At 46.2% G+C, this 26,350-nt stretch carries 20 protein-coding genes; 6 read left to right on the forward strand and 14 right to left on the reverse strand.

From position 1 onward, the window contains the following. Nucleotides 1–1,018: 1,018 nt before the first annotated feature. From NC796_RS18560 to NC796_RS18575, 4 genes are all read right to left on the reverse strand, one after another. Complete coding sequence (locus NC796_RS18560) at nucleotides 1,019–2,260, reverse strand: outer membrane beta-barrel protein (RefSeq protein ID WP_310686598.1); 1,242 nt, start codon at nucleotides 2,258–2,260, stop codon at nucleotides 1,019–1,021. Between the two features lie 203 nt (nucleotides 2,261–2,463). Further along, a complete protein-coding gene (locus NC796_RS18565) occupies nucleotides 2,464–3,306 on the reverse strand; it encodes an enoyl-ACP reductase (RefSeq protein ID WP_310686600.1) in 843 nt (280 codons plus the stop codon). A gap of 248 nt (nucleotides 3,307–3,554) precedes the next feature. Further along, nucleotides 3,555–4,436 (reverse strand): DUF4249 family protein, encoded by an 882-nt coding sequence (locus NC796_RS18570; protein WP_310686602.1) that lies wholly within the window; start codon nucleotides 4,434–4,436, stop codon nucleotides 3,555–3,557. Between the two features lie 3 nt (nucleotides 4,437–4,439). Further along, nucleotides 4,440–6,704: a TonB-dependent receptor gene (locus NC796_RS18575; protein WP_310686604.1), complete on the reverse strand. Its 2,265-nt coding sequence runs from the start codon at nucleotides 6,702–6,704 to the stop codon at nucleotides 4,440–4,442. A 519-nt stretch (nucleotides 6,705–7,223) separates the two neighbouring features. Here NC796_RS18575 and ffh point away from each other — a divergent pair. From ffh to rplS, 5 genes are all read left to right on the forward strand, one after another. Then, nucleotides 7,224–8,576, forward strand: coding sequence for a signal recognition particle protein (ffh, locus tag NC796_RS18580; RefSeq protein WP_310686605.1), 1,353 nt, complete (start codon nucleotides 7,224–7,226; stop codon nucleotides 8,574–8,576). A gap of 201 nt (nucleotides 8,577–8,777) precedes the next feature. Continuing rightward, nucleotides 8,778–9,773, forward strand: coding sequence for a 30S ribosomal protein S16 (gene rpsP / locus NC796_RS18585; protein WP_310686606.1), 996 nt, complete (start codon nucleotides 8,778–8,780; stop codon nucleotides 9,771–9,773). 62 nt (nucleotides 9,774–9,835) lie between these two features. Continuing rightward, entirely contained in the window at nucleotides 9,836–10,375 is a 540-nt protein-coding gene (rimM, locus tag NC796_RS18590) for a ribosome maturation factor RimM (RefSeq protein WP_310686607.1), read from the forward strand. 6 nt (nucleotides 10,376–10,381) lie between these two features. Beyond that, nucleotides 10,382–11,074 carry a tRNA (guanosine(37)-N1)-methyltransferase TrmD gene (gene trmD / locus NC796_RS18595; RefSeq protein ID WP_409070396.1) on the forward strand — a complete coding sequence of 231 codons (693 nt, stop codon included), beginning with the start codon at nucleotides 10,382–10,384 and terminating at the stop codon, nucleotides 11,072–11,074. Between the two features lie 10 nt (nucleotides 11,075–11,084). Then, entirely contained in the window at nucleotides 11,085–11,447 is a 363-nt protein-coding gene (rplS, locus tag NC796_RS18600; RefSeq protein WP_310686609.1) for a 50S ribosomal protein L19, read from the forward strand. Nucleotides 11,448–11,928: 481 nt separating this feature from the next. On the opposite strand, the gene NC796_RS18605 is transcribed toward rplS, so the two are convergent. Together NC796_RS18605 and uvrB are read right to left on the reverse strand one after the other, a co-directional pair. Continuing rightward, nucleotides 11,929–12,483 (reverse strand): methyltransferase domain-containing protein, encoded by a 555-nt coding sequence (locus tag NC796_RS18605; protein WP_310686610.1) that lies wholly within the window; start codon nucleotides 12,481–12,483, stop codon nucleotides 11,929–11,931. A 72-nt stretch (nucleotides 12,484–12,555) separates the two neighbouring features. Continuing rightward, nucleotides 12,556–14,604 carry an excinuclease ABC subunit UvrB gene (gene uvrB, locus NC796_RS18610; protein ID WP_310686612.1) on the reverse strand — a complete coding sequence of 683 codons (2,049 nt, stop codon included), beginning with the start codon at nucleotides 14,602–14,604 and terminating at the stop codon, nucleotides 12,556–12,558. Between the two features lie 232 nt (nucleotides 14,605–14,836). Between uvrB and tyrA the strand changes: the two genes are divergently transcribed. Next, the gene (gene tyrA, locus NC796_RS18615) at nucleotides 14,837–15,967 is read left to right on the forward strand and encodes a bifunctional chorismate mutase/prephenate dehydrogenase (protein WP_310686613.1); all 1,131 of its coding nucleotides are present in this window, start codon (nucleotides 14,837–14,839) and stop codon (nucleotides 15,965–15,967) included. Here the strand turns inward: tyrA and NC796_RS18620 are convergent. The 8 genes from NC796_RS18620 to NC796_RS18655 all read right to left on the reverse strand — a co-directional run bounded on the left by NC796_RS18620 (nucleotide 15,939) and on the right by NC796_RS18655 (nucleotide 26,191). Continuing rightward, the gene (locus NC796_RS18620; RefSeq protein ID WP_310686615.1) at nucleotides 15,939–17,105 is read right to left on the reverse strand and encodes a hybrid sensor histidine kinase/response regulator; all 1,167 of its coding nucleotides are present in this window, start codon (nucleotides 17,103–17,105) and stop codon (nucleotides 15,939–15,941) included. The genes tyrA and NC796_RS18620 overlap by 29 nt on opposite strands. Nucleotides 17,106–17,140: 35 nt before the next feature. Then, the gene (locus tag NC796_RS18625) at nucleotides 17,141–19,399 is read right to left on the reverse strand and encodes a PAS domain S-box protein (protein ID WP_310686617.1); all 2,259 of its coding nucleotides are present in this window, start codon (nucleotides 19,397–19,399) and stop codon (nucleotides 17,141–17,143) included. Between the two features lie 236 nt (nucleotides 19,400–19,635). Then, nucleotides 19,636–22,143 carry a PAS domain S-box protein gene (locus NC796_RS18630; protein WP_310686619.1) on the reverse strand — a complete coding sequence of 836 codons (2,508 nt, stop codon included), beginning with the start codon at nucleotides 22,141–22,143 and terminating at the stop codon, nucleotides 19,636–19,638. A gap of 152 nt (nucleotides 22,144–22,295) precedes the next feature. Continuing rightward, nucleotides 22,296–22,919: a TlpA disulfide reductase family protein gene (locus NC796_RS18635; RefSeq protein ID WP_310686620.1), complete on the reverse strand. Its 624-nt coding sequence runs from the start codon at nucleotides 22,917–22,919 to the stop codon at nucleotides 22,296–22,298. A 151-nt stretch (nucleotides 22,920–23,070) separates the two neighbouring features. Then, nucleotides 23,071–23,736 (reverse strand): nitroreductase family protein, encoded by a 666-nt coding sequence (locus tag NC796_RS18640; RefSeq protein WP_310686622.1) that lies wholly within the window; start codon nucleotides 23,734–23,736, stop codon nucleotides 23,071–23,073. 197 nt (nucleotides 23,737–23,933) lie between these two features. Further along, complete coding sequence (locus NC796_RS18645) at nucleotides 23,934–24,110, reverse strand: hypothetical protein (RefSeq protein WP_310686624.1); 177 nt, start codon at nucleotides 24,108–24,110, stop codon at nucleotides 23,934–23,936. A 1,000-nt stretch (nucleotides 24,111–25,110) separates the two neighbouring features. Continuing rightward, nucleotides 25,111–25,677, reverse strand: coding sequence for a DUF3267 domain-containing protein (locus NC796_RS18650; protein ID WP_310686626.1), 567 nt, complete (start codon nucleotides 25,675–25,677; stop codon nucleotides 25,111–25,113). Beyond that, the gene (locus tag NC796_RS18655; RefSeq protein ID WP_310686628.1) at nucleotides 25,670–26,191 is read right to left on the reverse strand and encodes a ferritin; all 522 of its coding nucleotides are present in this window, start codon (nucleotides 26,189–26,191) and stop codon (nucleotides 25,670–25,672) included. The genes NC796_RS18650 and NC796_RS18655 overlap by 8 nt, the downstream gene beginning before the upstream one ends. Between the last annotated feature and the right edge of the window lie 159 nt (nucleotides 26,192–26,350).

A 26,350-nucleotide genomic window follows, 5' to 3' on the forward strand; every position in this document is an offset into this window, starting at 1 on the left:
CGGTTTGAAGGCACTGGCTGACAGCGCCTCCGGTAGGCCAACTACCATCTCTACAACAGTATGTAAAAGAACATGTTGCTTAAGTCGGACAACATGTCTCTACTTCAAGGCACACACGTCAGTTCGAGATAAAACCTGTCATTGCAAGTAATCCAGCGACAATCCTATGCGTAAACAAAAAACGGATGAGGAGTCGCCGCATCGACCGCATCGTTGAGCCAACAATTTAGTAATTCTTATGTTGAACTCAGGTAAAGCCGGGCCTCCTCACGAGGGGGTTTGAATAAGCGCTGGTGAAAATCTCCTCTTTATAAGATTAACGCACTTACCAAGACGACTATCTCATACATAGTGAGACCAACGTCTCATACTTACCGAGACCATCGTCTCGTAGATCTTGAGACGACTATCTCAGTGCCTGTGAGACGACCGTCTCAATTAATTTAGCACCTCCTCTGAAATGCAACAATATTTAGCGTCAGTTCGAGACAGAACCTGTCATTGCGAAGAGGATTAAGTGATCATTGGAATCCCGAAAACTTGCGGGAGGCGATCTCCCGGCGGGTGAACAGTAAATGGACGGGGAGATCGCCACGTCGACCTCAAGATGGAGCCGGCTACTATCAAAGACGCCTCCTCGCGATGACAGCTATAATTTTTGTGATCCTTATATCCAACTGAGGTCAGAGTATGCTTGGAGCAAGGAGTAAGGTTACCGCATTTGTCAGGATTACGGGCAGATCGGATATCAAAACCCCGTATACCAGCCAGAGCCTACTACGGAACACATAATGAGATACATACCTAGCGAGATATCCTTTGCTTATTTTGTCTTCCATGTTTTATGGCCTGTGGAAAATATGCAATGCTAGTAAGTGTTCCGGCCAGCAAACCCAGGATGGTTGTAAGTATTGATAAGGGCCATAAAGGTTATAAAAATCTATTTCAGATCATTATATAACAAGATGCAAAGACAAATATAAGTGCGGCTATCCTCCTATTGCCTATTACGACTTTTTTAGAGCCTGTATCCCACCAAAACATAGAAATTATTGGCCGTAGTACCCTCAGATGCCAAGTTCCATTCCGCCATTCCATCAGTAATTTCATAACGCAACTCAAAATTAAACATACCTGAACTGATACCCAGCCCTGCCAGGCCGCCTAATTCATACCTTCTGTAATTGCCAAGCAAAGCCGGTTGAATTTCGCTGGATGCATCGCCATATCTACTTACCCCTTTGTTGGTTGTATTAAAAGCGAACCCGTTGGATACCCCTGCGTTCAAATAGGGCTGAACGTTATCCCAGCGAAGGTGCCGTCTAACGAGGATGTTCAGTTTCAAATAAGAGGCTCCGATTTGGTAGGTACGTGTCTCGGAGCTATTGCCCCCTGTTGTAGTGTATGTATAGTTCATTGGTCGATAAAGCAGTTCAGAAGTGGCGGACCATTTGCCAAGATTTCCTGGCAATAAGAGGTTTAGAGTAGCACCAAGAGTAAGATTTAGCGATTCATCAAAGACTAAATTGGTACTGGAACCGAAGGAGTGCCGATTATAGGAAACCTGTCCTCGTGTGGCTCCTAACTGCAGCGTAAACGATACTTTAGCTTTTTCCTGTGTGTGGACGTACTGTACTCCGGGAGCCGTACAATGTTGATTATAACGTTCAAAAAGCTCAATCATCGGCTTCATCGAGTACCGGAGATTATCGATCTCCAGGACAGCCGAACAGCCCTTGAAAAGTGATTTTAGCTGTTCTATGTACTCCTCGTTTCGCATTACTATTGATTGCCCATTCCTGTTTCCCTTTGAGACCTGGTGGATAAGCGGGTGTACTCTACCATCATGGGCTGCATAGAAATGGAGCTCCTGATCCATGTATGAAAACAGCGAAGTCTCACCTCTAACCAACTCCTGTAGAAAAACTGTATCCACCCGTGAATCAGGCATATCTTCCAGATTTCCAATACTACGTGGATTGGAATCAATTCGGACTTTACGGCTCACATAAAACCGGTTATCCACATGAAAAGATTTTAGATTACTGGGAGTGTATTCCTCCTCTTCCATCTCTTTGTTCCTTTTGAAGCGGATGAATCTGGGGTTCTTGATCCATCCCCGGAAATCAATATATCCGTAGGTGGTATCATTATCTTGAGATACTATATATCCCTCTACAAAATTAGATTGGGCAATTCCTTGAGTAGTAATAAGAGAAAGTACTGCCGCTGAAGTCAGAATAAACTTGATGAAATTCATTTCTAAATTCTGATTTAGAGTTGATAGATCTCCATAGATATAGAATTTCTCTTAAAACGCACTATTGTTTTGTAAAATGAGTTTTATGATTGTCAGTAACGAAATAAACCTTTCAACAGCGGGGTGGAATAAGATATCGTTAAGGTACTTTCTAAGATAAGTAGAGGTCAGGGAACTCCTTGAGTTGGACTCAACTACAAATATTATTCTTCATCCTCATCACCATAAAGCTCAGTCAGACCATTAATCATGTCTTCGGAGATACCCGCGGTCACAAATCCGCCGTCGTGGTAGAGGTTTTGCATGGTCACTTTGCGGGTGAGGTCGGAAAAGAGCGTTACGCAGTAGTCCGCGCACTCATCCGCACTGGGATTGCCAAGCGGGGCAATTTTGTCAGCGAACGTGTACATGGCGTCAAACCCTTTGATACCGCCGCCAGCCGAGGTCTTGGTCGGAGCCTGCGAAATGGTGTTAACGCGGATGCCGCGGTCGGCCAGCCGGCTACCGTAGTTCCGGGCAATGCTCTCGAGGAGGGCTTTGGCGTCGTTCATATCGGAATATTTTGAAAAAATCCGTTGTGCCCCGATATACGAAAGCGCAACAATACTAGCCCCGTCATTGAGAATACCGGCTTCATCCGCATAGCGCAGAACCTTGTGGAGCGAAATGGCAGAAATATCCAGTGTCTGCTGCAACCAATTATAGTTTAGCTCCTCATATCCTTTCTTCTTACGGATGTTGGGCGACATGCCGATGGCGTGCAGGATGAAATCAATGCCTCCATATTCCTCCTTCACGTTCTCCATCAGCTCCTCAATTTCGTCTTCATTCGTCACATCACACGGATAGATGGAAGAACCGGTTATTTCGGAAAGTTCATCCAAATCCCCAAAACGCAGGGCTACCGGTGCGTTACTCAGTGCAAACTCTCCACCTTCACGATCACAGGCCAGTGCAATTCGCCAAGCGATGCTGCGATCATCAAGTGCCCCAAAAATTAATCCCTTTTTCCCTTCCAGTAATCCATAGCTTTTCTGATCCGACATAAACTCGTTTCCTTACTTAACTTTCCGTTTCTTTTTGATGTGGTCGAAAATAACAAAAGAAATGGTTCAAATCCCAAGCGATTCGAAACACAAATAGAACCCAGATAACACGGATCAAGCTAATTTATACGGATAGTTTATTTTAAAAATAGGAGGCAGAAGTGGATGGGATTTGCACTGGAAACAAAGTTTGGCATCAAAGTGCAGGGATACAATGTCAAAAGAGATCGGTTAGGGCAAAAATCCTACTAAGGCTTCTTTATTTCAACGCGGCTAACAACCGAAGCCATACTACCGAAAATGCCAATCCCCCCGTCTACGTTATACCTGATATTCTGAATTTCCCCCAGTGACACGGATAGCCTTGCATCTCTCTGTCCATTTTGGGAGCGTAAAAAATCATAAATATTATCATCAATGGCATTAATGACTATATCATTTTGCCCGTAAAAGGCGATCGCGGCCCAGGGTACCCGAATAATGATATTTCCATCTTTGTTAGTTTGATAACTTTCTTCATTGGTAATTCCGATGGTATTCTTAATATATGCTTTGATAAATTCTCCATTTCTATTGACCAGGTCTCGATAAAAAGGCGTTAACTTGTTCTCTACCGGGTTTTCAGCATTAACTGTTATATAATAATAAGTCTGGCGCCCGGGAAAACTACTGCGGGTTGATACAATTTCAATTGGAACCTCTCCCTGATACAGGTAAGCAGGCTTTGGTTGTTTCACCGTTTTAAAAGTACCCGGAACAAATGTCTCGGCTACTATGACATCGCCACCAGGTAAGTCAACCTTTAGCTGGTACCACCGGTTCGATTTGACAATGACGCTATCTGCCGGGTAGTATTTACCGTGGTTCCCATGCATGAAACCATAAGATTCGGATACGGCGTGGTCATTACTCAGGAGCCTAACCTGAACATTTGCATTACTTACTCCTACGCTGTCCCAGTAAAAGAAATCGTCAATTGAAGTAGTTTTTGTCACCCATACGGAAGGCATTTGGTGACCCGCTATGAGGTAGGCCTCAACAGCATAATATTCCTGGTACTGCTCCTGGTTGTAGAGCTCGCAGCCAGAGACCAGGAATAAGACCAATATGCATGAGGCTGTCGGATTCATAATTCAAAATTTTATGCTGTAAGAAATACTCGGCATCAGGGGTAGTAACCGCACTTCATTCCGTTTTGCAAGATTGTGATCCAGGTTGTAGTTGTAAAACCAGATATTTCTCCTTGAATACACGTTTATCACCTGCACCTGAAGCTCTGTTACTGCCACACCCCAGAAGGTGCCCGTTCGAGTACAACTCAGGTCAAGGCGGTGATAAGGAGGCAACCGCGATCCATGTACTTTCCCGGTAATAATCTGGGGACTGTCTGTTGCACTTAACGGGGAATTAAATGTTTTTGATCTGGCAAGTGGCTTGGTGAAAGGCTGTCCACTGGCAAGGCTGAAAACGGTTGAGGCGGACCATTGCGCATTGAACTGATACTCCATCACCAGGTTCAAATCATGACTTCGATCAAACCGTGTTGGGTAAAATCCGGCAGTACCTTTCCGCGCCAACGGCTCGTTAAAGTTGGGAAATCTGCGACGTGTCACGCTGTAGGTATATCCCATGAACCCGGTCAGATCACCAATATGTCGTTCCATAAATAATTCAATTCCGTAGGCATACCCCTTTCCGAATCGGAAAATATCCCTGTAATTCATACCTGACCAATCTGGCAAAAAAGGATCCGGCTCAAAAAGACTCGACATGGTACGGTAATACAGCTCAGCGTCAATTTTATATCCAGCCCTTGGAATGGTTTTGATCCCTAAAGCAAACTGGTCACCGTATGCCGGGGGAACCTGGTCAGTTGCAGTGAGCCACACATCCAATCCAGTAAATGAATCATTCGAAATAAGGGTCATAAACTGGCTGTACTGTCCATATGCTGCCTGGAGGCGCAACGGCTCGATAGGACGATATTCAAACGAAAGCCTGGGTTCAGCTCGAAAAAAATCGCCGCCTATTATCTGGTTGATACGGACCCCTGGAGAAAACATCACATTATCAAATAACATCCAGTTGTCCTGAAGGTACAAAGAGCTGTACAACGAGCGAATTTCAGTTTCAAATGTTACATACTGGTCTTCCCTGTCCTCAAAGGACAACGTCTGATCTTTAATCCACAACCCTACTAAAAATTCGTGATTGCCCTCAGGCAAATATTCCACTTTAGCACTAACAGAAACATCATGAATGCCATTAGATCGTTCATAATAGGTAGAAGCGACATTGACACCCGGAAAATTATAATACCGGGAGTTAGAAATATTAATTTCAGTAAAAAGGTTATCAGAAAGAATATGTCTCCACTTAGAACTGATGATCTGGTTCCCATACTTCAAATCAATACCTACATCTTTTCCGACAGGAAATACCAGGTTATCCAAGCCGGAATAAAAGGAAAGGGATACTTTGTTATTGGGATTGATATTCCCGCTTACTTTTCCGTTCAGATCTGTGAAATAAAAATGTTCAGGAATATCTTCGTAGGACTTGCGGAGAACGCCAAGCATCGGTTCCAGTGTGGAACGGCGCATCGCCAGCATCCACGATCCGTTTTTGCCAAGCGGACCTTCCAAGGAAGCCCCCAATGCCAGGAGTCCCAGGTCGACAGTTCCTCCAAATTTATTCTGGGATCCCTCTTTGCTGTTTATGGATATTACAGAACCCAATCTCTCTCCAAACTGGGACGGGTAGTTTCCCTTGTACAGGTTCACATCACCTATGGCACTGGGATTAAAGGTAGAGTAAAAACCAAAGAAGTGCGATGGATTATATACTGTTGCATTATCCAAGAGAATGAGTGTCTGGTCCGGACTGCCCCCCCGGACATACAGCCCGCTGGAAAAATCCGACGCTGATGTAATGCCCGGCAGCAACTGCAGAGAACGAAAAAGATCGGTCTGCACAACAGATGGAAGATCATTCACTAACGACGCCGATACATGGGCGATCCCGATATTTCGACGCACTTCGTTCTGCATTTTCGACTCCACCACAACGTCTTGCAAGCGGTACTCCATTGGTTCCAGGGATATATCAAGTCGTAGACGCTCCCCGGGAAGCAGGGTAATCTCCTTTTCAAATCTTTTATAACCAATATATGTTGATACAAGAGTATAGGTCCCCGGGGCTATATCGTTCAGCTCATAATATCCCATACTGTTTGTTGTGGTGCCTCTGCCCTCAGGAGAAAATGCAATATTAGCTGAAATTAGATAGTCACCGGTATTTAGCTCGGTTATATACCCATAAACAGAAGAGGGGGCTTGTGCACCCACTAAAATTGGCGAAACCAACAATACTGCAAGTATGATAGGCCATTTACTCATTTTTTGATCCCCTCTCTTGTCTCTCTACTTTATTTATATAAAATTCGCATGATATATGCACCCTTTCTAGATTAAATTGTCCTAATTTTTACAAATATTTCAACCTAAGTTTATCCACAGCCTCCTCATTCTCTTCTTTCGGATCCAAATTGTTTTACTTTCCCCAGAATTCATATTCACCTCATACCCTTATTTTTTTAACAGACAACTTCCGATTCTAAAAGTGTATCACTTAACTCACGATGATTAAGATGAAGCTCCAGGCTCGAGTAATAGTGAAACCTTTAAGGTTTGGGGAATTTCTTTGAAAACTTAGATGGACTTAAAATGGAAAAGCTCGCAGATTGGGAAAATTACTACACTGGACAGCCTTCAATTCCTATAATTGAAATGTCTAAATTTATCACTGATTTCTTCTGTTGAACATGACGTTCAATGTCCTTATTTTGCGAGACTTTGTCCCGTGGCTTTATTTTGGGATAAAATTAATCACACAGTATTTACAGAACATCTTGAATTATGTTTGAAGATCTTCAATCAAAGCTAGATAAAGCGGTTCAGTCCCTGAAGGGCGAAGCGAAGATCACCGACGTCAACGTTGCGGAGACGGTTCGCGAAATTCGTCGTGCCCTGCTCGATGCCGACGTAAACTACGAGGTTGCCAAGGAGTTTACGAACAGGGTGAAAGAGCGTGCGATGGGTGAAGATGTTCTGACCGCTGTGAATCCCGGCCAGCAGTTCACCAAGATTGTACACGATGAGCTGGTCAATATACTCGGGCAGGATCGTGTGGATATCAGCGTTGCCCACACGCCCCCGACCGTTATTTTGATTGCCGGCCTGCAGGGTTCTGGTAAAACCACGTTCTCGGCCAAACTGGCCCGATACCTGAAAAGGGAGAACAACCGGAATCCCATCCTCGCGGCTGCGGATGTGTACCGGCCGGCGGCGATCGACCAGCTGAAAACACTGGCGGGACAGATTGATGTGCCTGTATATTCCATTGGTCAAAAAGATGCCGTTCGCGTTGCCAAAGAGGCGGTGTCGATGGCCAAGAGCCTGGCACTGGATACCGTTATCATCGATACCGCGGGCCGTATGCACGTGGATGAAAAGATGATGGACGAGGTCGCCGAGATTAAGAAAGCGGTTGAACCGCACGAAACACTCTTTATCGTCGACTCCATGACCGGTCAGGATGCGGTGAATACGGCAAAAGAATTTAACGAAACCATCAACTACGATGGTGTTGTACTGACCAAGCTTGACGGTGACACCCGCGGTGGTGCTGCCCTTTCGATTAAGAATGTGGTGCAGAAACCGATCAAGTTTGTGAGCACTGGTGAAACTCTCGATGCTCTCACGCCGTTCTATCCCGACCGGATGGCACAACGGATCCTGGGCATGGGTGATGTGGTCTCACTGGTTGAAAAGGCACAGAAAGAGTTTGATGAGGAGGAAGCCCAGAAGCTGCAAAAGAAGATCAAGTCCGACGACTTTAACCTGGAGGACTTCCGAGATCAGCTTAAGCAGATTCAAAACATGGGAAGCCTCACTGATCTGGTGGGTATGATTCCCGGGGCCAGCCAGGCGCTGCAGGATGAAGAGCTCGATGATGAGGCATTTAAACCAATTGAAGCGATCATCGACTCTATGACTCCCGAAGAACGCAGAAATCCCGATATCCTGAATGCAAGCCGGCGCAGACGTATTGCCCAGGGCTCAGGAACAAAAGTCCGGGAGATTAATGATCTGATGAAGCAGTTTAATCAGATGAAGAAAATGATGAAGAAATTCTCAGGCATGGGTTCCATCGCCAAGCTGATGAACAGTATGGGCGGGGGAATGAAGAACATGCCTTTTGGCAGGTAATGTATTGACGTGCTTATGTGTTAACGTGTTCATGTGCAAAATTTCTACGTTAACACATTAACACGTTAATACTTTGATACTTTGATACTTTTAGGACATTGCTTTTTAGCCGAGCAGTTTCCTAAATAAATATTGCGCAAGATTCCGACGTAATCCTCAAGAAACCAATTGTTAAACAAAACACTATAGGAGAAACACACATTGTTAAGAATAAGATTACAACGAAGAGGTCGTAAAAAGCGTCCTATTTATCACGTTGTGGTAGCTGATAGCCGCTCACCCCGTGATGGTCGTATTGTTGAAGACCTGGGACGATTCTACAACCTTTCCACACTTAACCAGTTGGAACTTGACAAGGATCGCGCAATTCACTGGCTCAAAAAAGGAGCACAACCGAGTGATACGGTACGTTCCATCCTCAAGAAACAGGGGCTGATGTACAAAATGCACCTGATTAGATGGGGCAAGTCGGAAGAAGAGATCGAAGCTGCCATGGAAGAATGGCGTGAACAACGCGCTGACGAGGTTGAAGAGAAAAAAGAAGAAGCTTCTAAGAAAGAACAACGCCGCGCCCTTCTCGAAGCCGAAGAGAAAGAATATCAGAAACAGCTTCAGAAAAAAGCGGAAGAAGCCGCCAAGGAAAAGGCAAAGCAGGAAGCCCTTGCTTCTGATGAAGATGAAGAAGAGGAAGATGAGACTACGGCGGAAGTTGCTGAAGAAGAACCTGCTGAAGAGGAAGTTGTAACAGAAGAAGCAGCTGAAACTGAAGAAGAAGTAGTCGCTGAAGAAGACAAAACGGAAGAGGTTGAAGCCCAGGCAGAAACAGAGGAAGAAGTAGAAGCTGATGCTGAAGCCGAGGCCGAAGTTGAGAAACCTGAAGCGGACGAGGAAGAAGAGCAGGAAGCTGCTGAAGAAGAAACGCAAGAAGCCGAAGCCTCTGATGCTGAGGAAGCAGAAGAGGATGAGGCCGAAGATGAAGAGGAAGCCGAGGAAGAAGTAACTGCTGAGGCTGAATCTGATGAAGAGCCTGAAGACGAGGATGAAGAAGAGGCCAAGGTCTCTACGGACATGCTTGCACAGGAAGCGATCGATCATATTGAGAATACCCCGCTTGAAAAGCTGGAAGGCTTTGTCACTGATGATGAAGACCGTGTGACGGTTCAGAGAGCATGGGAAACCAAGCAGGAAGAAGGCTAGCTTTGCCAAGTGTACTGCACGTTCAGCTGTAGCACACTAAATTATGTAGTACACTAAGTGCCATGCTGGAACCTATTGCAAACCAGTATCTACTGATCGGGTATGTTAACCGATCGCATGGAGTCCACGGAGAGGTCTTGATTATCCCCGAAGTGGAGGTTCCCACGCTTTTTGAAGAGATTGATATCGTGCATCTGCAAAACAGCAGGGGGGATTTAATCCCCGCCCGTATTGAGTCGTTTCGAGTGCAGGAAAAGCAGAATCGGCTCTCGTTCTTTGTTAAATTTGAACACGTAGCTGATCGCAATGAGGCGGAACAGATAAAAAACTGCCCGGTGTATGTTAACCGGGCAGCTGCCGAGAACCTCATTGATCAACCGGCAACGGTGGATCTCACTGACTACGAGGTGTATGATGAGCAAGATCAACAGCTCGGAAAAGTCGAATTCACCATCGATAACCCGGCGCACCCGATACTACAGGTGAGCACTGACGATGATCGACAACTTCTGATTCCGTTTGTTGATGAGTACATTGTAACATTAAATGAAGAGGATAAAATCATCAGGTGTCAAAACCTGGATCAACTGGAAGGCTTATAACCGATGATGAGAATTGATATCATATCGGCTGTTCCCCAGGTGCTGGAGAGCCCGCTGAACCACAGTATTGTTGGAAATGCCCAGGAGAATGGAAAAGTGGAAATTCAGATCCACGACCTCCGCGAATACTCCGAGGACAAGCACAACAAGGTGGATGATTATCCCTATGGGGGCGGTGCCGGAATGGTACTCACCCCACAGCCCATTTTCTCGTGCATTGAGAAGTTGAAAAGTGAGCGAGACTATGATGAGATCCTCTTTACCGCACCGGACGGTGAGCATTTTAATCAACAGGCAGCCAATGAGCTGTCGGTTCAACAGAATCTGATCATTTTGTGCGGCCATTATAAAGGTGTTGATCAGCGCGTGCGAGATGCCTTGATCACCAAGGAGTACAGTATCGGTGATTTTGTGCTTTCGGGTGGCGAACTACCTGCCCTGGTAATTGCAGACGCGATTGTTCGTCTGCTGCCGGGCGTGCTGGGCGATGCCGAAAGTGCCCTGAGCGACTCGTTTCAAGACGGACTGCTGGAGGGACCTGTTTACACCCGACCAGCAAAATTCAAAGGCATGGAAGTCCCGGAGGTTTTGCGATCCGGAGATCATCAAAAAGTGGAACAATGGCGACACAAACAGTCGCTGGAGCGAACAAAGCAGCGTAGACCTGATATTTACAAGAAATTTTTAAAAGAACACTAAGGACAGTACAATGGATAAGCTAAAACTTGTCGAACAGACACTAGTAAACGAAGACATACCTGATTTTCAATCAGGAGACACTGTAAATGTACATTACCGTGTACGTGAGGGAGATAAAGAACGTATCCAGCAGTTCGAGGGCGTTGTTATTTCCCGGCGCGGCAGCGGTGCCAATGAAACTTTTATCGTACGGAAAATTTCCGTTGGTAATGTCGGTGTTGAACGAATTTTCCCGACCCACTCACCTTTTATCGCCAAAGTGGAAGTTAAACGACGCGGCGATGTACGTCGCTCCAAGCTCTATTACCTGCGTGACCGACGTGGTAAGTCAGCTCGTATTAAAGAGAAAGAGCGTCAAGAGACAGCCAACTAGAAATTAGATTCACCAGTCACCGGGATACTGTGGGCTTACTTAGTACCTGTTTGTGACTGTCTGATACACTTGTAGTGTAGTGCACTTTAAAGATAGTGTACTACACTTTTTATTTGGAGAATTCCCGTCTTGTACCACTGTTACTACTATTTTACTGGTTTAACGAGTTCGAGATAAAAACTGTCATTGCGAGGGATTCCGTGGCAATCTCATAATAGGATAAATAAAAATCGGGCAGGGAGATCGCCACGTCGACTTCAAGATGGGGCCGGCTACTATCAAAGACGCCTCCTCGCGATGACAGCTATAATTTTTGTGATCCTTATATCGAACTGACGTTGGTTTAGCACAATGCACATCCCGATCGATATGAGAAATATAGAATAAGGGCTCTTTGAATAAAGGGAAAGGAGAGCTAAAAACTACCCTTGTACGTAGTTGAACTGGAGAACTAATATAATACTAACTTATATCAACCGGATTATTCCTTGGTTGCCTCGTATACAACCATCGGTGGTACGTTCAAAAACTCCATCTCTGTACTGATATTGCCAAACGCTTTCCTGAGAGGATCCTTAAGATGGCCGGAGGTCTGATATGCCAAAAACTTGCCGCCTTTCTTAAGCATATCTACCGTTTGTGAAAGGATTGATGACTTCATGTCAGGTTCTAAAAAGGAGAACGGGATACCTGAAATTACATAATCCACCTCATCCAGATATTTCCCCTTTAACAACGTCTTTACGTGCTCAACGCTGTCATTAAAAACTTCGACGCGCGGATCTGAAATTTCCTTAAGCTTGTCATAAAAATCTTCATTCGTCTCAAAAAGGATCAGTTTAGAATCCTTTGTCATTTGCTTCAAAAGATAATCGGCAAATACACCGGTCCCAGCGCCATATTCCAAAATCACGATATCTTTGTCAAAATCAATTGGTCCGCATACACGCCGTATCAATAATTTAGATGAGGGCGTTACCGATGCTACGTCTTTATCTTTTAAAAAGTTTTTCAGGTACGTAATTGTGCTTTTCAAAATATCCAATGTTTTACAGTTAACGGTTACCGGTTGTTCAATAAATATAAACGATAACTTATTAACAGGTTCCTATAGTTCTTGTTCAAGCTGCTCAATCTGATCACGAATTCTGGCGGCCTCTTCAAACTCCATATTCTTAGCCGCAGTGTACATAGAATCACGTAGATATTCGAGAAAATTCTCCTTGTTTTCAAATGTAACCTCTTTCATGGCGGGATTCGCTTTGTACTTTATTCCCTCCTCAGCCACTTTAACGACCTCCAGGGCCTCTTCTTCCTCTTCAGACTTCTCATCAAGGTCGAATGACTGTGCGGAAATGAGGGCCGGATCCACAAGCGGTTTGAGCTCTTTCTCGATCGTCTTGGGCGTAATGCCGTGCTCCTCATTATATTCTTTCTGAACTTTACGACGACGCTCGGTTTCATCGATCACGGTTTTCATGCTGTCGGTGATCTTGTTAGCGTACAGGATGGCCTTACCTTCCACATTCCTTGCAGCACGTCCCACAATCTGGAACAGCGAGGTTTCGGAGCGTAGGAAACCCTCCTTGTCGGCATCGAGGATGGCCACGAGGCTCAGCTCCGGAATGTCAATACCCTCTCGCAGCAGGTTAATACCCACCAACACATTGAAATCTCCGCGCCGGAATTTGAACAGGATCTCTACCCGTTCCAGTGCATTAAGCTCGCTGTGCATGTATGCCGCTGAGATACCGATATTCTTCAGGTATTCGCTCAGTTCTTCACTCAGTCGCTTCGTCAGTGTAATACAGAGCACACGATCGCCTTTCTTGACACGCTCCCGTATTTCATCGATGAGATCGTCAATCTGGTTGTCAACGGGTCGTACTTCGATCTCGGGCTCCATGAGTCCGGTTGGACGAATAATCTGTTCTACGTATACACCACCGCTCTTCTCAAGCTCATAGTCACTGGGTGTCGCACTCACAAAAATGCACTGGTTGGTAACCGACTCCCACTCCTCGAAGGTCAACGGCCGGTTGTCCATGGCCGACGGCAGGCGGAACCCGTGCTCCACCAACTCCAGTTTACGAGAGCGATCACCACCGTACATCGCTGAAATCTGGGGTACTGTCTGGTGACTCTCATCCACTACCAGCAGGAAATCATCCGGGAAGTAGTCGAACAGGCAGTAGGGCCGCTCACCGGGTTTTCGATTACTCAGGTAGCGCGAATAGTTTTCAATACCGGAACAGTAGCCGATCTCCTGCATCATCTCAATATCGAACAGCGTTCGCTGCTGCAGTCGCTTGGCCTCCAGGAAACGCTGCTCATCTTTAAGCACTTCCACACGCCAGTGCATCTCCTCGCGGATCTGTTTAATCGCCTCTTCCAGCCGGTCTTGCGTGGTCACATAGTGCGATGCAGGGTAGATCTTAAACTCATTTACCGTTTCCAACACATCGCCACTGTCTACATCGAAAATCTCCAGCTTCTCAATTTCATCCCCCCAAAAGTGGATGCGCAGTCCATCCTCCGCGTAGGCGGGATAGAGGTCCACCAGGTCGCCGCGCACCCGGAACGTGCCACGGCCAAAATCGTGGTCTTTACGGTGATAGTGCAGGTCCACCAGGTCATAGAGCAGCTTGTTGCGCGGTATCTCCATGCCCTGCTCCAGGTTGATAATCAGCTTCGCATACTCAGAGGGCGAGCCGATGCCGTAAATACAGCTAACCGAGGAAACAATAATCACATCACGGCGACCGGAAAGCAGTGAACTGGTAGCCCTCAAGCGCAATCGCTGGATCTCATCATTAATGGAAAGGTCTTTCTCAATGTATTTATCCTGTGACGAAAGGTATGCCTCCGGCTGGTAGTAATCGTAGTATGAGATAAAAAACTCGACCCGGTTATCAGGGAAAAAGTCACTGAGCTCGCGGTATAGCTGGGCCGCCAGCGTCTTGTTATGACTCATCACCAGTGTGGGTCGCTCCACCTGGTCGATTACATCGGCCACCGTTCGGGTTTTACCAGAGCCGGTGATTCCAAGTAATGTTTGATATTGATCGCCGCGCTCAAGACCTTCCACCAGTTCTTTAATGGCCTGGGGCTGATCGCCAGCCGGTGGAAAAGGGGATTGTAAATCAAAATGGGACATATAAATGGATTGTTGCTTCTAACTTAGTCTTACTTCAAGAACAGGTCGGGAGTGCCACTCCTACCCAACGTACAACGGATTGATATAATTTTATTTACGCATCACAACTAAACAAAAATTGATGCTTATCATTCTCCAAAAATCACATATTTTTAGGCCAATTGACAGTTAAATTTTCAGCTCTTGTAAGAGCTCATTGAATGATCTTACAGGTAAAAGCATAATTTGTAACATGACTCCGGAACAAAAGCTAACACCACAACGGGAACGTATTGATGAGATTGACCAGCAGATACTTGACCTGCTGGCTGAACGTACGCAAATCGTCAGTACGGTGCTCGAAAAAAAAATTGAAAACCAGCTGCCTATCTTTGTGCCTCACCGCGAAGATGCAAAAACGGAATCATTCCGGGAACAGGCGGAAGAGCGCGGGCTGGATGCCGACTGGGCGGAAGATTTCCTGCGGATGATTATGTCGTCTTCGCGTGCCAGCCAGTCTAGCAGTAAATTCCCCCGGGCGACGGAAGAACCGCAGCATATTTTAATTGTTGGTGCTGAAGGTGGTATGGGAAGCCTGTATTCGCGCATTATTGAGCAGACCGGCCATCATGTATACAAAATTGACAAGCAAAACTGGTATGAGCTAGAGGAGATGGCACCAAAGCTGGATATGGCCATTGTCACAGTACCCATTAACGTGACGGAAGATGTCATAAAACGCCTGGCACCTAAACTCAAAAAGGGTACAATCCTTGCCGATTTCACCAGTAACAAAGAGGGGCCCATCACCGCTATGCTGGAGCATCACGAAGGTCCCGTGCTTGGGCTCCACCCGATGCATGGACCCGATGTCCACAACCTTTCCAAGCAGCTGATGGTATTTTGTGCGGCCCGCGGTGGTAAAAAAGTCCAGTGGTTCAAGCAGCAGTGCGCTCTCTGGGGCATGCAGGTTATTGAAGCGGATCCTGAAAAGCACGATCATGTGATGCACCTGGTGCAGGGACTCCGTCACTTCGTAGCCCTTCTGCACGGCTCTTTTATGGAAACCTACGATCTGAAACCACGCGACATCCTGGACTATTCCAGCCCCATCTACCGCGCTGAACTGATGATGACGGGTCGAATTTTTGCACAGAGTGCCGAACTGTATGCGGATATCGTATTTGCCAACAAAGAGCGAAGGGAACTGCTGCTTAACTTTTTTGAACACCATCAAAAACTGGTTAAAATGGTGGAGGAAGATGACAAGGAGGGTTTCATCAAGGAGTTCGAGTCGGTGACCGATTTCTTTGGCAGCTTTGCCACGCAGGCGCTCGAGGAGAGCAGCTACCTCATTAACCGGCTGGCTGACCGTTTTGCATAGCAAATTCCCGGGGAATGGAGAATCTAAAGGTTGTGCCGTTTCCCGGCTCACTTTCCACTTTGATGTTGCCGCGATGGGCTTCTACGAACTCTTTGCATAACAGCAGTCCCAGGCCCGTCCCCTGCTCGTTGTCTGTCCCCGCCCGTTTGGGACGCTCTTCCGGGTTAAAAAGGGTATCTTGAATCTCTTCGGGCATACCTATCCCTTGATCTGCTACCTCTACATGCACAGCGTCGTCCCCTTCTGTCAGCCGGACGGTAACTTCATCCCCGGCATTGGAAAATTTGATAGCATTTGAGATAAGATTTCGCACCACCGTTGAGATCATCTGCAAATCCGCAAGCACAATCAATGGCTCCACGTCCGATACAAATCGAATCTCTACCTCTTTCCTGTTGGCCTGCGTCTGGTACAAACTTATGCTTTCTTGAATCTCTTCTGAAAGTGAAAATTCCTCCGGGGTTAGTTCAAGATCATCAGTTTGGAAACGCGTCCATGAAAGCAGGTTTTTGAGTATTAACGTAGCCGTGTTGGACGACTTTGATATCATTTTTACACTGTCAAGAATCTCCTCATCCAGGTCAATTTCAGCTAAATCCTCTTCGAGTATCTCGGCTAGTCCCGAAATTCCAAACAGCGCATTTTTCAGGTCGTGGGCTATGATGGAGTATAACTTTTCCTTTGTTTCGCTCAACTGCTGGACCTGCCTCTTTTGATGCTTGATTTGATCCCGGGCTTCCTTCAGGCTGAGGTGCGTTTTAATCCGTGCCAACAATTCACCAGAATTGAAGGGCTTTTTCACATAGTCAGCACCCCCAAGGTTTAGCCCCTTTACAATATCCTGCTCTTCTGAACGGGCAGTTAAGAATATTACCGGTATATCCGACAGCTCGGGGTATTCTTTCAGTTCTTTGCACACCTCAAAACCATTTTTCCCCGGCATCATAACATCCAGCAGGATTAAATCAGGTGCATGATTCCTGGCCGTCTTCACCACCTGGTCGCCACTGGTTACTGCAGAAATACGGTACCCCCTGTTGTCCAAAGTCTTTCCCAACAACTGAATGTTTTTAGGCACATCATCGGCTATCAAAATTAAGAAATCCGACTCTTGCTTTCCTTCAATTGAACCTTCCATGGAATTGCAGTTGATTTTATTTTCTACTGACGAAGTTATCTCTTCAGCTTTTCAAGCAAGCTGGGATATTCATTTTCAATTATGCTGCGAATCTGCTCGATATCGAAAAGGTGTATGGCCGACTTAAACTGGCTGTTGAACTTTCTGAGCTCCTGCACTGGAAAATCGTCCTCAATCTTCTTCATTAGTCCTAGCAGATCCTTGTAATTATCCATCATTATTGAATCGAGATCGAGTTCAGAGACGATGGGTGTTACCTCAGCATCCAGTTTTTTGACCAGTTGCTTTCTTTTGCCCGTGCCATCGGGAGCGGACTGCTCTTCCAATTCTTGATCTTCGATCTCCTCACTTTTCATCTCATCCCGGTCCCCGTTTCCAATATGTTTGGCCAGCTCAAATAGTATCTGAGCGCGACTAACCGGTTTCCTGAGATAACCATCAAATCCCTGGCCCTCCAGTTCTTCCTCATGGGCTTTAAATGCCGACGCAGTAAGTGCAATGATCGGCAGGGATTGCTTTGTTTCTTTGATCTGCTTCATAGCCTGAACGCCATCCATTTTTGCCATCTTGATATCCATCAGAACCAAGTCCAGGGGCTCCTCACTTGCGACACGTACCGCTTCCATCCCGTTTGAAGCCTCCAATAATTCAAGAGGTTGATTTTTTAAAAATTCGACGACCAGCTTTCGGTTCAACTCGATATCATCGACGACAAGAACCCTGCTCTCCTTGAGGGTTACGTCCATATCACTAAGATCATCCTCTCGGCTCTCTTCATTCACCGAGGCAATTGTCAGGTCCGGCAGCAAAAGCGTAAACACACTGCCTTTGCCCCGCTCACTTTCCACTTGAATGCTACCATTCATCAGGTGTGCAAGGCGGGATGATATCGCCAGTCCCAAACCGGTTCCGCCATACGTATCTGAAATAGAATTGTCTTCCTGCTCAAATTCACTGAATATGGCCTGCTGTTTTTCTTGTGAAATTCCCATTCCGGTGTCCTTTACATAGACCTCTAACTTCACCCGGCTTTCAACCTCATCTATTTCTTCAGACCGAACGCCAACTTCAATATATCCTTCTCCAGTAAACTTGATGGCGTTCCCCACAAGATTTACCAGGATCTGCCTCAGTTTCATCTCGTCAAGCAACACCGAAACCGGGGTGGACTCATCAATTTCAGCTCGTAATTCCAGTCCCTTTTCCTCTGCACGCAGTGAAAAAATACTTTTCACTTCATCAACGACCCGCATCACATTCACCGGGTGGATGTTCAGCTTCTGTTTTCCCGCTTCAATTTTTGACAGATCCAAAACATCGTTAATCAGCCTCAGCAGACTTTGCCCACTTTTATATACGTTTTGAACGTACTCTTTCTCCAGGTCGCCGTCTACCAGCTCTTTCAGCATATCGGCAAAGCCAAGTATGGAGTTCATCGGGGTTCGTATTTCATGGCTCATATTCGCGATAAACTGGCTTTTTGCCCGGTTGGCCTCCTCAGCCCTTTCCTTGGCCTCAATCAGTTGTTTTTCAAGCTCCTTATCCTTGGTGATATCCCGTGCCATGGAATACATGAGTCCGGTCTCTTCATCAAAGGTTGACGCCCATGAATACCAATACTCAGTGCCATCTTTGGCACGCAAGCGATTTTCAAAACTTACAAGCATGTCCATTTCACCCGAGGCAAGCTTGCTGATCTCCTGCATTGTACTCTCAATATCCTCTGGATGGATCAATTCGGTAAACGGCATGCTCAGAAGTTCCTCCTCCGTATATCCCATAACCTCTTGAAAATGGGGATTAAACTCTTTCAAATACCCATCCGGTGTAGCTGAGCACATCAAATTCAGGGGCAGTGAGAAAAACTTGTCTATAACCTGCTCCCTGTGTTTTCGTCCTGAGATATCCCGTGTCACTCCCAGGAAGCCCAGGACTTCCCCACTATCGCAGACCAACTTTTTTAATAGGGTCTCGGTTTCAACGGTACCACCCTCTTTTTTCCTGAGATGGGCTTCAAATGTGTATGGTTTATCATCGGCCGCTTCAATGGCTTCTTTGCCAACCCTCTTGTACGTTGCTTCCTCTACATAGAGCTGCTTTATGTTTTCTCCCACCATTTCGGAAGGCTTATAACCCAGGATCGGTTCAACAGAATCATTTATCGCAATTATCGATCGGTCTTTATCAACCAGAATAATAACCTCGGGAAACGAGTCCAGAATACGATGTAGTACTCCTCCATTGTCTGAGATAGCTCCCAGGATTTCATTCTTATAGCCCGAAATCCATTCCATTTGCAAATGATATTTTAAAGATAAATTCCAAAACTAAAACAGTCTTATTTTTATACTTTTCAATATAAAACATATTGCAATATTGATAATACTGGTTCCAAAACCAAACCTTGCACTTGGAGTGGCAGCAAGTTGTAGCATGAATCCTCACAGAGGTCTCTACCGTTACTGATTATCAGGGATATTGGTCTATAAATGAATCTACAGAATGGTATTGACGACTGACGTTATATCCGTCAATCAACTTCGAAATCCACAACAATTTCTGTTCCCGGTTTATCGTTGTCGGAGATTAGCTCCAACTCCCCCTCGAGCTGACGTGTAAGGGTATTTATCAATGTCATCCCGAGACTTTCCTGCGAGTTGATATCAAAATCAGGATCAACACCTTTGCCATCGTCCTTGACACGCAATTCAACCAGGGCTTCAGATTTGTTCAAATGAATTTCAATAGTCCCCTCCTTCTGCTCATGAAAGGCGTGTTTAAATGAGTTGGCTACAAGCTCATTAATGATCAATGCACAGGGAATCGCCTGGTTAATATTGAGCTTGACAGGAGCCATATCAAAGACAATATCTATTTCCTTGTCCATGAGGCCGTAGGTAGATTCAATGGTTTGGACTAATTCTTTCACGTAGTCGTTGAAGCCGATGTTAGAAAAGGCATCAGACTGATAAAGTTTTTGATGCACCATGGCCATTGACTGGATACGCAGCTGACTTTCGCGCAGCGTGCTGATCGCAGCCTCATCGTCCGTATTCATCGCCTGTAGCTCCAGCAAACCCGAAATAACGGCCAGGTTGTTTTTCACACGATGATGAATTTCCTGGAGCAGTACCTTCTTCTCTTCAAGATTCTCCCGGATCTGGCGGTCCGCTTGTTTTTGCGATGTTATATCAGATATAAAACCCTCAAGAATAATTTCATCTTCCTTCGCACCCTCAATAGCTACTCCGCGTTCCCAAACCCACTTCATATTGTCGTGCTTGTCAACAATTCGATACTCCAGCTCAAACGACCTGTTATGACGGATCGCATCCTGGATATGCTGCCATACAAACTCACGGTCCTCTTTGTGGATTACATCCCCGTAAGACAGCCTGCCTTCCTCATCGTGCATAAAAGTCTCCGGCTCATACCCGGTCAACTCCTGGCAGCCTTCACTAATAAACCGCATCGGCCAGTTCGGTGTGTTTTTGCAACGATATGCAATGCCCGGCAGATTGGAAAAGAGCCGTGACATCTGTTTCTCATTCTTCTTCAGGGCCTCTTCCGCATTTTTTCGATCGGTAATGTCATGAATCACCGTCTGTATTGCTTTTTCCCCTTTATATTGGATGGGAATCGAGTGGGCCTCAATATATTTCTCTTTGCCATCCGGCAGCAAAATTTTGTGCTCCCCGGATTCGATACGTTCTCTCTGCTCCAGCCTGCGTTTACGTTCCAGCAGTTCATCGAGGTAATCGGGATGACTAAAGTCCAGTATTGATTGTCCAATCAGTTCTTCCCGGCTTGAGGCTTCATACAATTTTGCTCCCTCCTCATTGATAAATACAATTTTGCCATCCTGCACAATTTGTACCGGCTGTGGATTCTCCTCCACGAGGCGTTGCCAACGCTCTTCACTATTTTTCAACTTTCGTCGAGCCTCTTTTTCACTCGTTATATCAACACAAATGCCAAAGACTCCCTGTGGTTTCCCATCCATCATGAGAGGGAACGTGGTCAAATGCACTACCCGTTCTTCGCCATCCCGGGTAATGCCGATAATTTCAGACTCCTGGACCTCCCCGGACAACGCCTTTTTAAAGTTTTGCCATGTTGACTCCCGGTAATCCGGGTGAACAAATGGTTCGAACGTCCTCTCCTTCAGCTCCTCTTTGGTATAGCCGGAAAGTTCTTCAAATTTTTGATTAGCACCCAGGAATTTACCTTCGGTGTCAAAATAATAGACGGGGATGGGATTATTTTCAAACATCAGCCGAAAACGCTCCTCGCTTTCCCGTAGCTTTCTTTTGCGCTTCTTCTGCTCGGTGATGTCCTGTAATATTCCAAATACGCCCTGAACCTCATCTCCCACATACATCGGGAATTTAGTAACCCGGATATCTTTTTTTTCGCCTCCTTTAATTTTAACCTGGATTTCGTACTCCCCGGATTTTCCTGAAGCTGCCGCTTTGAACTGGCGAATAGTTCGATCCAGGTCTTCCTCCACGATAAAAGACCGAAAATCTGTCTCCAGCAGCTCCTCTCTGCTATAACCCGTAAATTCGACAAGTTTTTGATTTACCCTCTGGAAGTTCCCCTCCAAATCAAAAATATATACCGGGTGCGGATTATGCCTGAAAATAGACTGGAAATGCTGTTGTGTCCTTTCAATCGCCTTTTGAATACTCCCGTTATCGGTCATTTCGTGAATATAACACAACACGTAGTCCGGCTTTCCCTGCTGGTCACGGATCAAGGCACCACTCAAAAACAAAGGGATTACTTCCCCAGACTTTGTACAAAACTCCTTCTCTGCCTCAAACTCCTGGCAATCTCCATCTGCCAGATCCTGGAAAATCGTGTTCCCAGTTCCATTATTGGTTTTAAGCAGATCATAAAAAGATTTGCTCTGCAGTTCCTGTTTAGTATAACCCAGCAGCTCGCAAAAAAGGGAAGGAAGCTCATCCCAAGTTCCATCTAAATTTATCCTGCACTTTATCACAGGACTTGAATGTAAAACATCTCTTGAATCCATAATTTATAGCCAACAACCATATTTACCCTAAGCGTAATATTACATTTTCACCCGTAACATTCTAAAATAAATGTTAAAGAAAATTAATCTAAGTTTCAGCAACTTTTATAATACTGCCTAAGAAGCCAGGCTATGTGCGCTTTTATTAGAAATCAATGCATGATCTTCTCTAAAAAACTCTTGAACTGACTTGTATTGTAGCTTGCCATCCCACTCTTTTTTGCTACAATCTTTCCCTGCCGGTTGATTACGAACGTAGTTGGCAGCACCGTGCTCTGCAAACTCCCGGGACGGGGGCCGGCAAGATGGTAGACGGGGAAGGTAAACTCTTTGCGCGCAATAAAAGCCTCGGCCTTTTCCGCATCTTCATCCACCGACACCATCACAAATGCGATCTTCTGTGAATCTTTGTATTCCTCGTACAGCGACTGGATATTGGGCATCTCCGCGATGCAGGGTGGGCACCACGTGGCCCAGTAGTTTAAAAAAATCACCTTCCCCTTAAATGCAGCCAAGCTGACCGGCTCCCCCTCAAATGAGAGCAAGTCCATATTGAGACCGGCCGGTACCTGCTCCGATTTCGGCAGTTCTGTCTCCGGCTGAATAAGCCCAGTCCAAAGTACGACCTGTTGCAAGCGACCCGCTACCTCCGTATGCCAGCCCGTGGCATAGAGCACCACTCCCAAAGCCAGGATTACGCCCCACTCCACCAGGTCTCGCTTACCAAACCATTTGGACTGGCTTTTATCTTTACTACTGTTCTTTTCTTGATCCATTTAAACACCTTTGATCTGTCTATAGAGCGGGAATTAATTCCCGCGCAAGTGAAAAGGCCCATAATTTTCATTTAACCCGTATCCAATAACACTTTGCGCCCAATTGAGATTTATCGGAATTACAATATGATCCATCCATCAACTCATATCATCAAACAAACGTGGCAATCTCATCCAGTGGTTTCTTCGTGATATCCGGCACCTCCACCCCCTCACTGGGATAGCCCACGACAAGCAACAAAAAAGGACGCTCATTTTTAGGTCGATCCAGGATCTCGTTCAGAAATCCCATGGGGTTGGGTGTATGGGTCAGAGAGACTAAACCCGCACGGTGGATCGCGGTGATCAACATGCCAGTGGCAATACCGACCGACTCCTTCACATAGTAATGCTGCGTCTTGTGTCCCTGCTCATCCAGGTCGTAGCGCTTTTCAAAGATGGCAATCAGGTAGGGCGCCTCCTCCAGGAACGGTTTGTGGTGGTCAGTACCAAACGGTTCGAGCGCCTCCAGCCACTCCTCGTTGGCCCGGTGCTCATAAAACTCCCGCTCCTCTTCCTCGGCCGCCTCCCTGATCTTACTCTTCACCCCGGGATCGCTGACCGCCACAAAGTGCCAGGGCTGCATGTTGGCACCGTTCGGGGCCGTACCCGCCGCCCGGATGCAATCCTCAATCACTTCTCTTGGCACAGCCCGATCCGCAAACTCCCGAACCGTGCGGCGTCGCTTCAGATCCCCGTAAAAATCGCGGACTCGTTGCCTCATCTCCTCTTCGGGGTATTCCTTGTAGTTTTTATAGGGAACAAAGTTTTTCTTCATTGTGGGAAACCTTGTTGACGGTGAACAAATTCAGACTTCAAACTTAACAAACTAAACTTCAATATATTTCCCGTTTTTGCCGGAATATTTTTCATGGATGACTCTGGAATCATCCAGCAAAACAGTGGACACTATCACGTTCCCTTCGTGCTGCAATGATCTCATTACCCAATACTTTATAGCCTTGGAAAACTCGGTTATGTTGGGGCACGCTGCAGCGTGCCCCAACAAGCTCTCCTTAAATTGAATAGGTCCTTCCCATTGCCATCTCCGTTCCGTTGGCTGTCCTCTGTAGTTTCAACGAAAGAGGGCTCTGCAGCTGAAGAACGCAGGCGCTCCGTGTCCAACGGGTCCATGACCCAGTTGCCGCCCATATGCGCTTATAGGTCGGTAGTACAACTACCTCCAACGTTGACTTGTAATTACTTCCCAACGGGTAATTGGTCTGCCAACGAGGCTGCCAGATCCTGCGGGATACAACCGGGTTCTCCTGGCTCCCTTACTGGTTGATCGGCTTACCCTTTACCACCCAACGTTGCTAACCTTACGGCTCGAGCTTCCTGTCCTTATAACCCCAGGGTGTATGATAGGGCTTATCATGGTGTGTGATATGCCATATCATTCGCTGCGATAAGGCATATCATAATGGGTGATATCTGCATATCACACAGGCTGATAAGTCATATCACAACTCCTGACAGGTAATATCATACCGACCGACACTACTTATCATGGAATCTGATTGCTGGGATCAGACATCCTGAGCACCCTTTTCAGACAGCCGATAACTATAATGATAAGGGAGTTGTACCGTAAGGGTGGAGCGGGTGTACAGTAGGAGTTACAGTATTGTACTTTACAGATATGCGATGCACCTGGCACGGGAGGGCATCCCGTTTAGCTCCCACAACTGGTTCAAGTTTGTATTGTAACTTGGACCAATAAGTAGCTGACTGCTTGTAAGGCACAAGTTGCAAACTTGCGCCAGATAGGGGAATAAACAAAAGGGCAGCAACCAACATCCGGTTTCATCCCGTTGTCGTCATTTCGATCCCGAAGGCTATCGGGAAGAAATCTTTCCCGGTAAGGTCTCTTTTCTAAAAATAGCATTCACTACTGATCCAAGGTTGCAACTTGGACCAAAAAAAGCAGTTGACAGCATATACGACATAAGTTGTAAACTTGCGCCAGATAGGGGCCTTTTTGGGATAATTCTGACCTGTAAAAGCTATTGCACAAAGCGCCCCAAAGAAGACACCAAGTTTCGCAAAGGTAAATAAAACTTTGTGGTCCTTTGTGCCTGCTTCGTGTACCTCTGTGGTACCCTTTTGTTCATTTTTAAAGGCCTAATACTGTGGACCTTCTTCCCAATTCCTAATTTTTCATTCTTAATTCATAATTCATATCCACAACCTGGCATCCCACCCGCTCCGGGTGGTCCTGCACCAACGTGCCGCTTTTTAATCCCCGGGTAATCCACAAAATCAGGAGGTCGCCAGAAGCCGTTATCGCCAACATGTACCCAAAGAGTATAAACCAGCCGCTTCCGGTGGCCATCCCGGCAAGAAACGGCAGGAGTCCTAGCACAATACCCGGCATGGCCGCTCCCCAGCGGTAGGCGCTTATCTCCACTGGCTCTACACAGTGGGCGTAAGGCGCTAGGGCCTTCCAGTTGACCCCAAACCGGATCGAACTCCAGGATTTGTCGCCCAGGCAGATCCAGGTGAACCCGTGGAGAAGTTCATGAGCAATAACGCCCACGATCATCAAAAAAATGAAAAACAATGGTTCCTGGTAAAACAGGGTCAAATCACTGCCGGTTTTACGTGCGCCCCAGATCATGCCATAGGGAATCAAAAAAAGAAGACTAAGGGGAATAAAAAGGCCAACGCTGATGAGGTTGGCCTTGACCATTGATATCGAGTAATCGTCGCTACTCACCTTCCTGCTCTTCTCCTTCCTCTTCCGGCTGACGCTGCGCCAGCTCCCGATCCAGGTCCAGCAGTGCCGCGGGATCTCCATCAATCATCTTCAGCCGTTCCAGTATTTCGCCGGTCACATCCTCTTCCTCCACCTGTTCATCAATAAACCAGTGCAGCAGCGACGTCAGTGGGTAATCCTTCTCCTCCTGGGCCAGAGCATATAGCTCATGAATTCTTCCGGTAATGTATTCCTCGTGTTCCAGCGCCTGCTCAAATACCTCCTTCGCAGAACTTACATCTATCTCGGGAGCTTCCAGCGTTTTGAGTTCAACATTTCCACCGCGACGTAACAGGTGATTGTAGAGCCGCATGGCGTGATCAATCTCCTCCTGCCACTGCATCTTCATCCAGTGGGCAAACCCGTTCAGGTTTTTTGATTCAAACCACGCCGAAAACCCCAGGTATATATATGCTGATTGGAATTCAGCCTGAATCTGATTGTTAACCTCTTCCTGAATCTTACTTTTGACCATGATATCTCCTTACCTGTTTAAATAGTATTTGATTAGTCTATGTCTTTGGGATCAGCATACAATATAATCAGGGTATACTCAAAAAGTTGTATCGATGTGTTCGATTAAGATGTTGAAGAGTTGAAACGTTGAGTTGTTGAGATGTTGAATTGATAGAAT

Source organism: Aliifodinibius sp. S!AR15-10, assembly GCF_031569985.1.
Classification (GTDB): domain Bacteria; phylum Bacteroidota; class Rhodothermia; order Balneolales; family Balneolaceae; genus JAMQKA01.

Excerpts from the sequence above, each read along its gene's own strand:
- NC796_RS18565 (WP_310686600.1), bottom strand. The coding sequence starts at position 3,306 with ATGTCGGATCAGAAAAGCTATGGATTACTGGAAGGGAAAAAGGGATTA.
- ffh (WP_310686605.1), top strand. The coding sequence starts at position 7,224 with ATGTTTGAAGATCTTCAATCAAAGCTAGATAAAGCGGTTCAGTCCCTG.
- rimM (WP_310686607.1), top strand. The coding sequence starts at position 9,836 with ATGCTGGAACCTATTGCAAACCAGTATCTACTGATCGGGTATGTTAAC.
- NC796_RS18620 (WP_310686615.1), bottom strand. The coding sequence starts at position 17,105 with ATGGAAGGTTCAATTGAAGGAAAGCAAGAGTCGGATTTCTTAATTTTG.
- NC796_RS18630 (WP_310686619.1), bottom strand. The coding sequence starts at position 22,143 with ATGGATTCAAGAGATGTTTTACATTCAAGTCCTGTGATAAAGTGCAGG.
- NC796_RS18645 (WP_310686624.1), bottom strand. The coding sequence starts at position 24,110 with ATGGGCGGCAACTGGGTCATGGACCCGTTGGACACGGAGCGCCTGCGT.
- NC796_RS18640 (WP_310686622.1), bottom strand. The coding sequence starts at position 23,736 with ATGAAGAAAAACTTTGTTCCCTATAAAAACTACAAGGAATACCCCGAA.
- rplS (WP_310686609.1), top strand. The coding sequence starts at position 11,085 with ATGGATAAGCTAAAACTTGTCGAACAGACACTAGTAAACGAAGACATA.
- NC796_RS18625 (WP_310686617.1), bottom strand. The coding sequence starts at position 19,399 with ATGGAATGGATTTCGGGCTATAAGAATGAAATCCTGGGAGCTATCTCA.
- NC796_RS18575 (WP_310686604.1), bottom strand. The coding sequence starts at position 6,704 with ATGAGTAAATGGCCTATCATACTTGCAGTATTGTTGGTTTCGCCAATT.
- uvrB (WP_310686612.1), bottom strand. The coding sequence starts at position 14,604 with ATGTCCCATTTTGATTTACAATCCCCTTTTCCACCGGCTGGCGATCAG.
- tyrA (WP_310686613.1), top strand. The coding sequence starts at position 14,837 with ATGACTCCGGAACAAAAGCTAACACCACAACGGGAACGTATTGATGAG.
- trmD (WP_409070396.1), top strand. The coding sequence starts at position 10,382 with ATGAGAATTGATATCATATCGGCTGTTCCCCAGGTGCTGGAGAGCCCG.
- NC796_RS18570 (WP_310686602.1), bottom strand. The coding sequence starts at position 4,436 with ATGAATCCGACAGCCTCATGCATATTGGTCTTATTCCTGGTCTCTGGC.
- NC796_RS18560 (WP_310686598.1), bottom strand. The coding sequence starts at position 2,260 with ATGAATTTCATCAAGTTTATTCTGACTTCAGCGGCAGTACTTTCTCTT.
- NC796_RS18635 (WP_310686620.1), bottom strand. The coding sequence starts at position 22,919 with ATGGATCAAGAAAAGAACAGTAGTAAAGATAAAAGCCAGTCCAAATGG.
- NC796_RS18655 (WP_310686628.1), bottom strand. The coding sequence starts at position 26,191 with ATGGTCAAAAGTAAGATTCAGGAAGAGGTTAACAATCAGATTCAGGCT.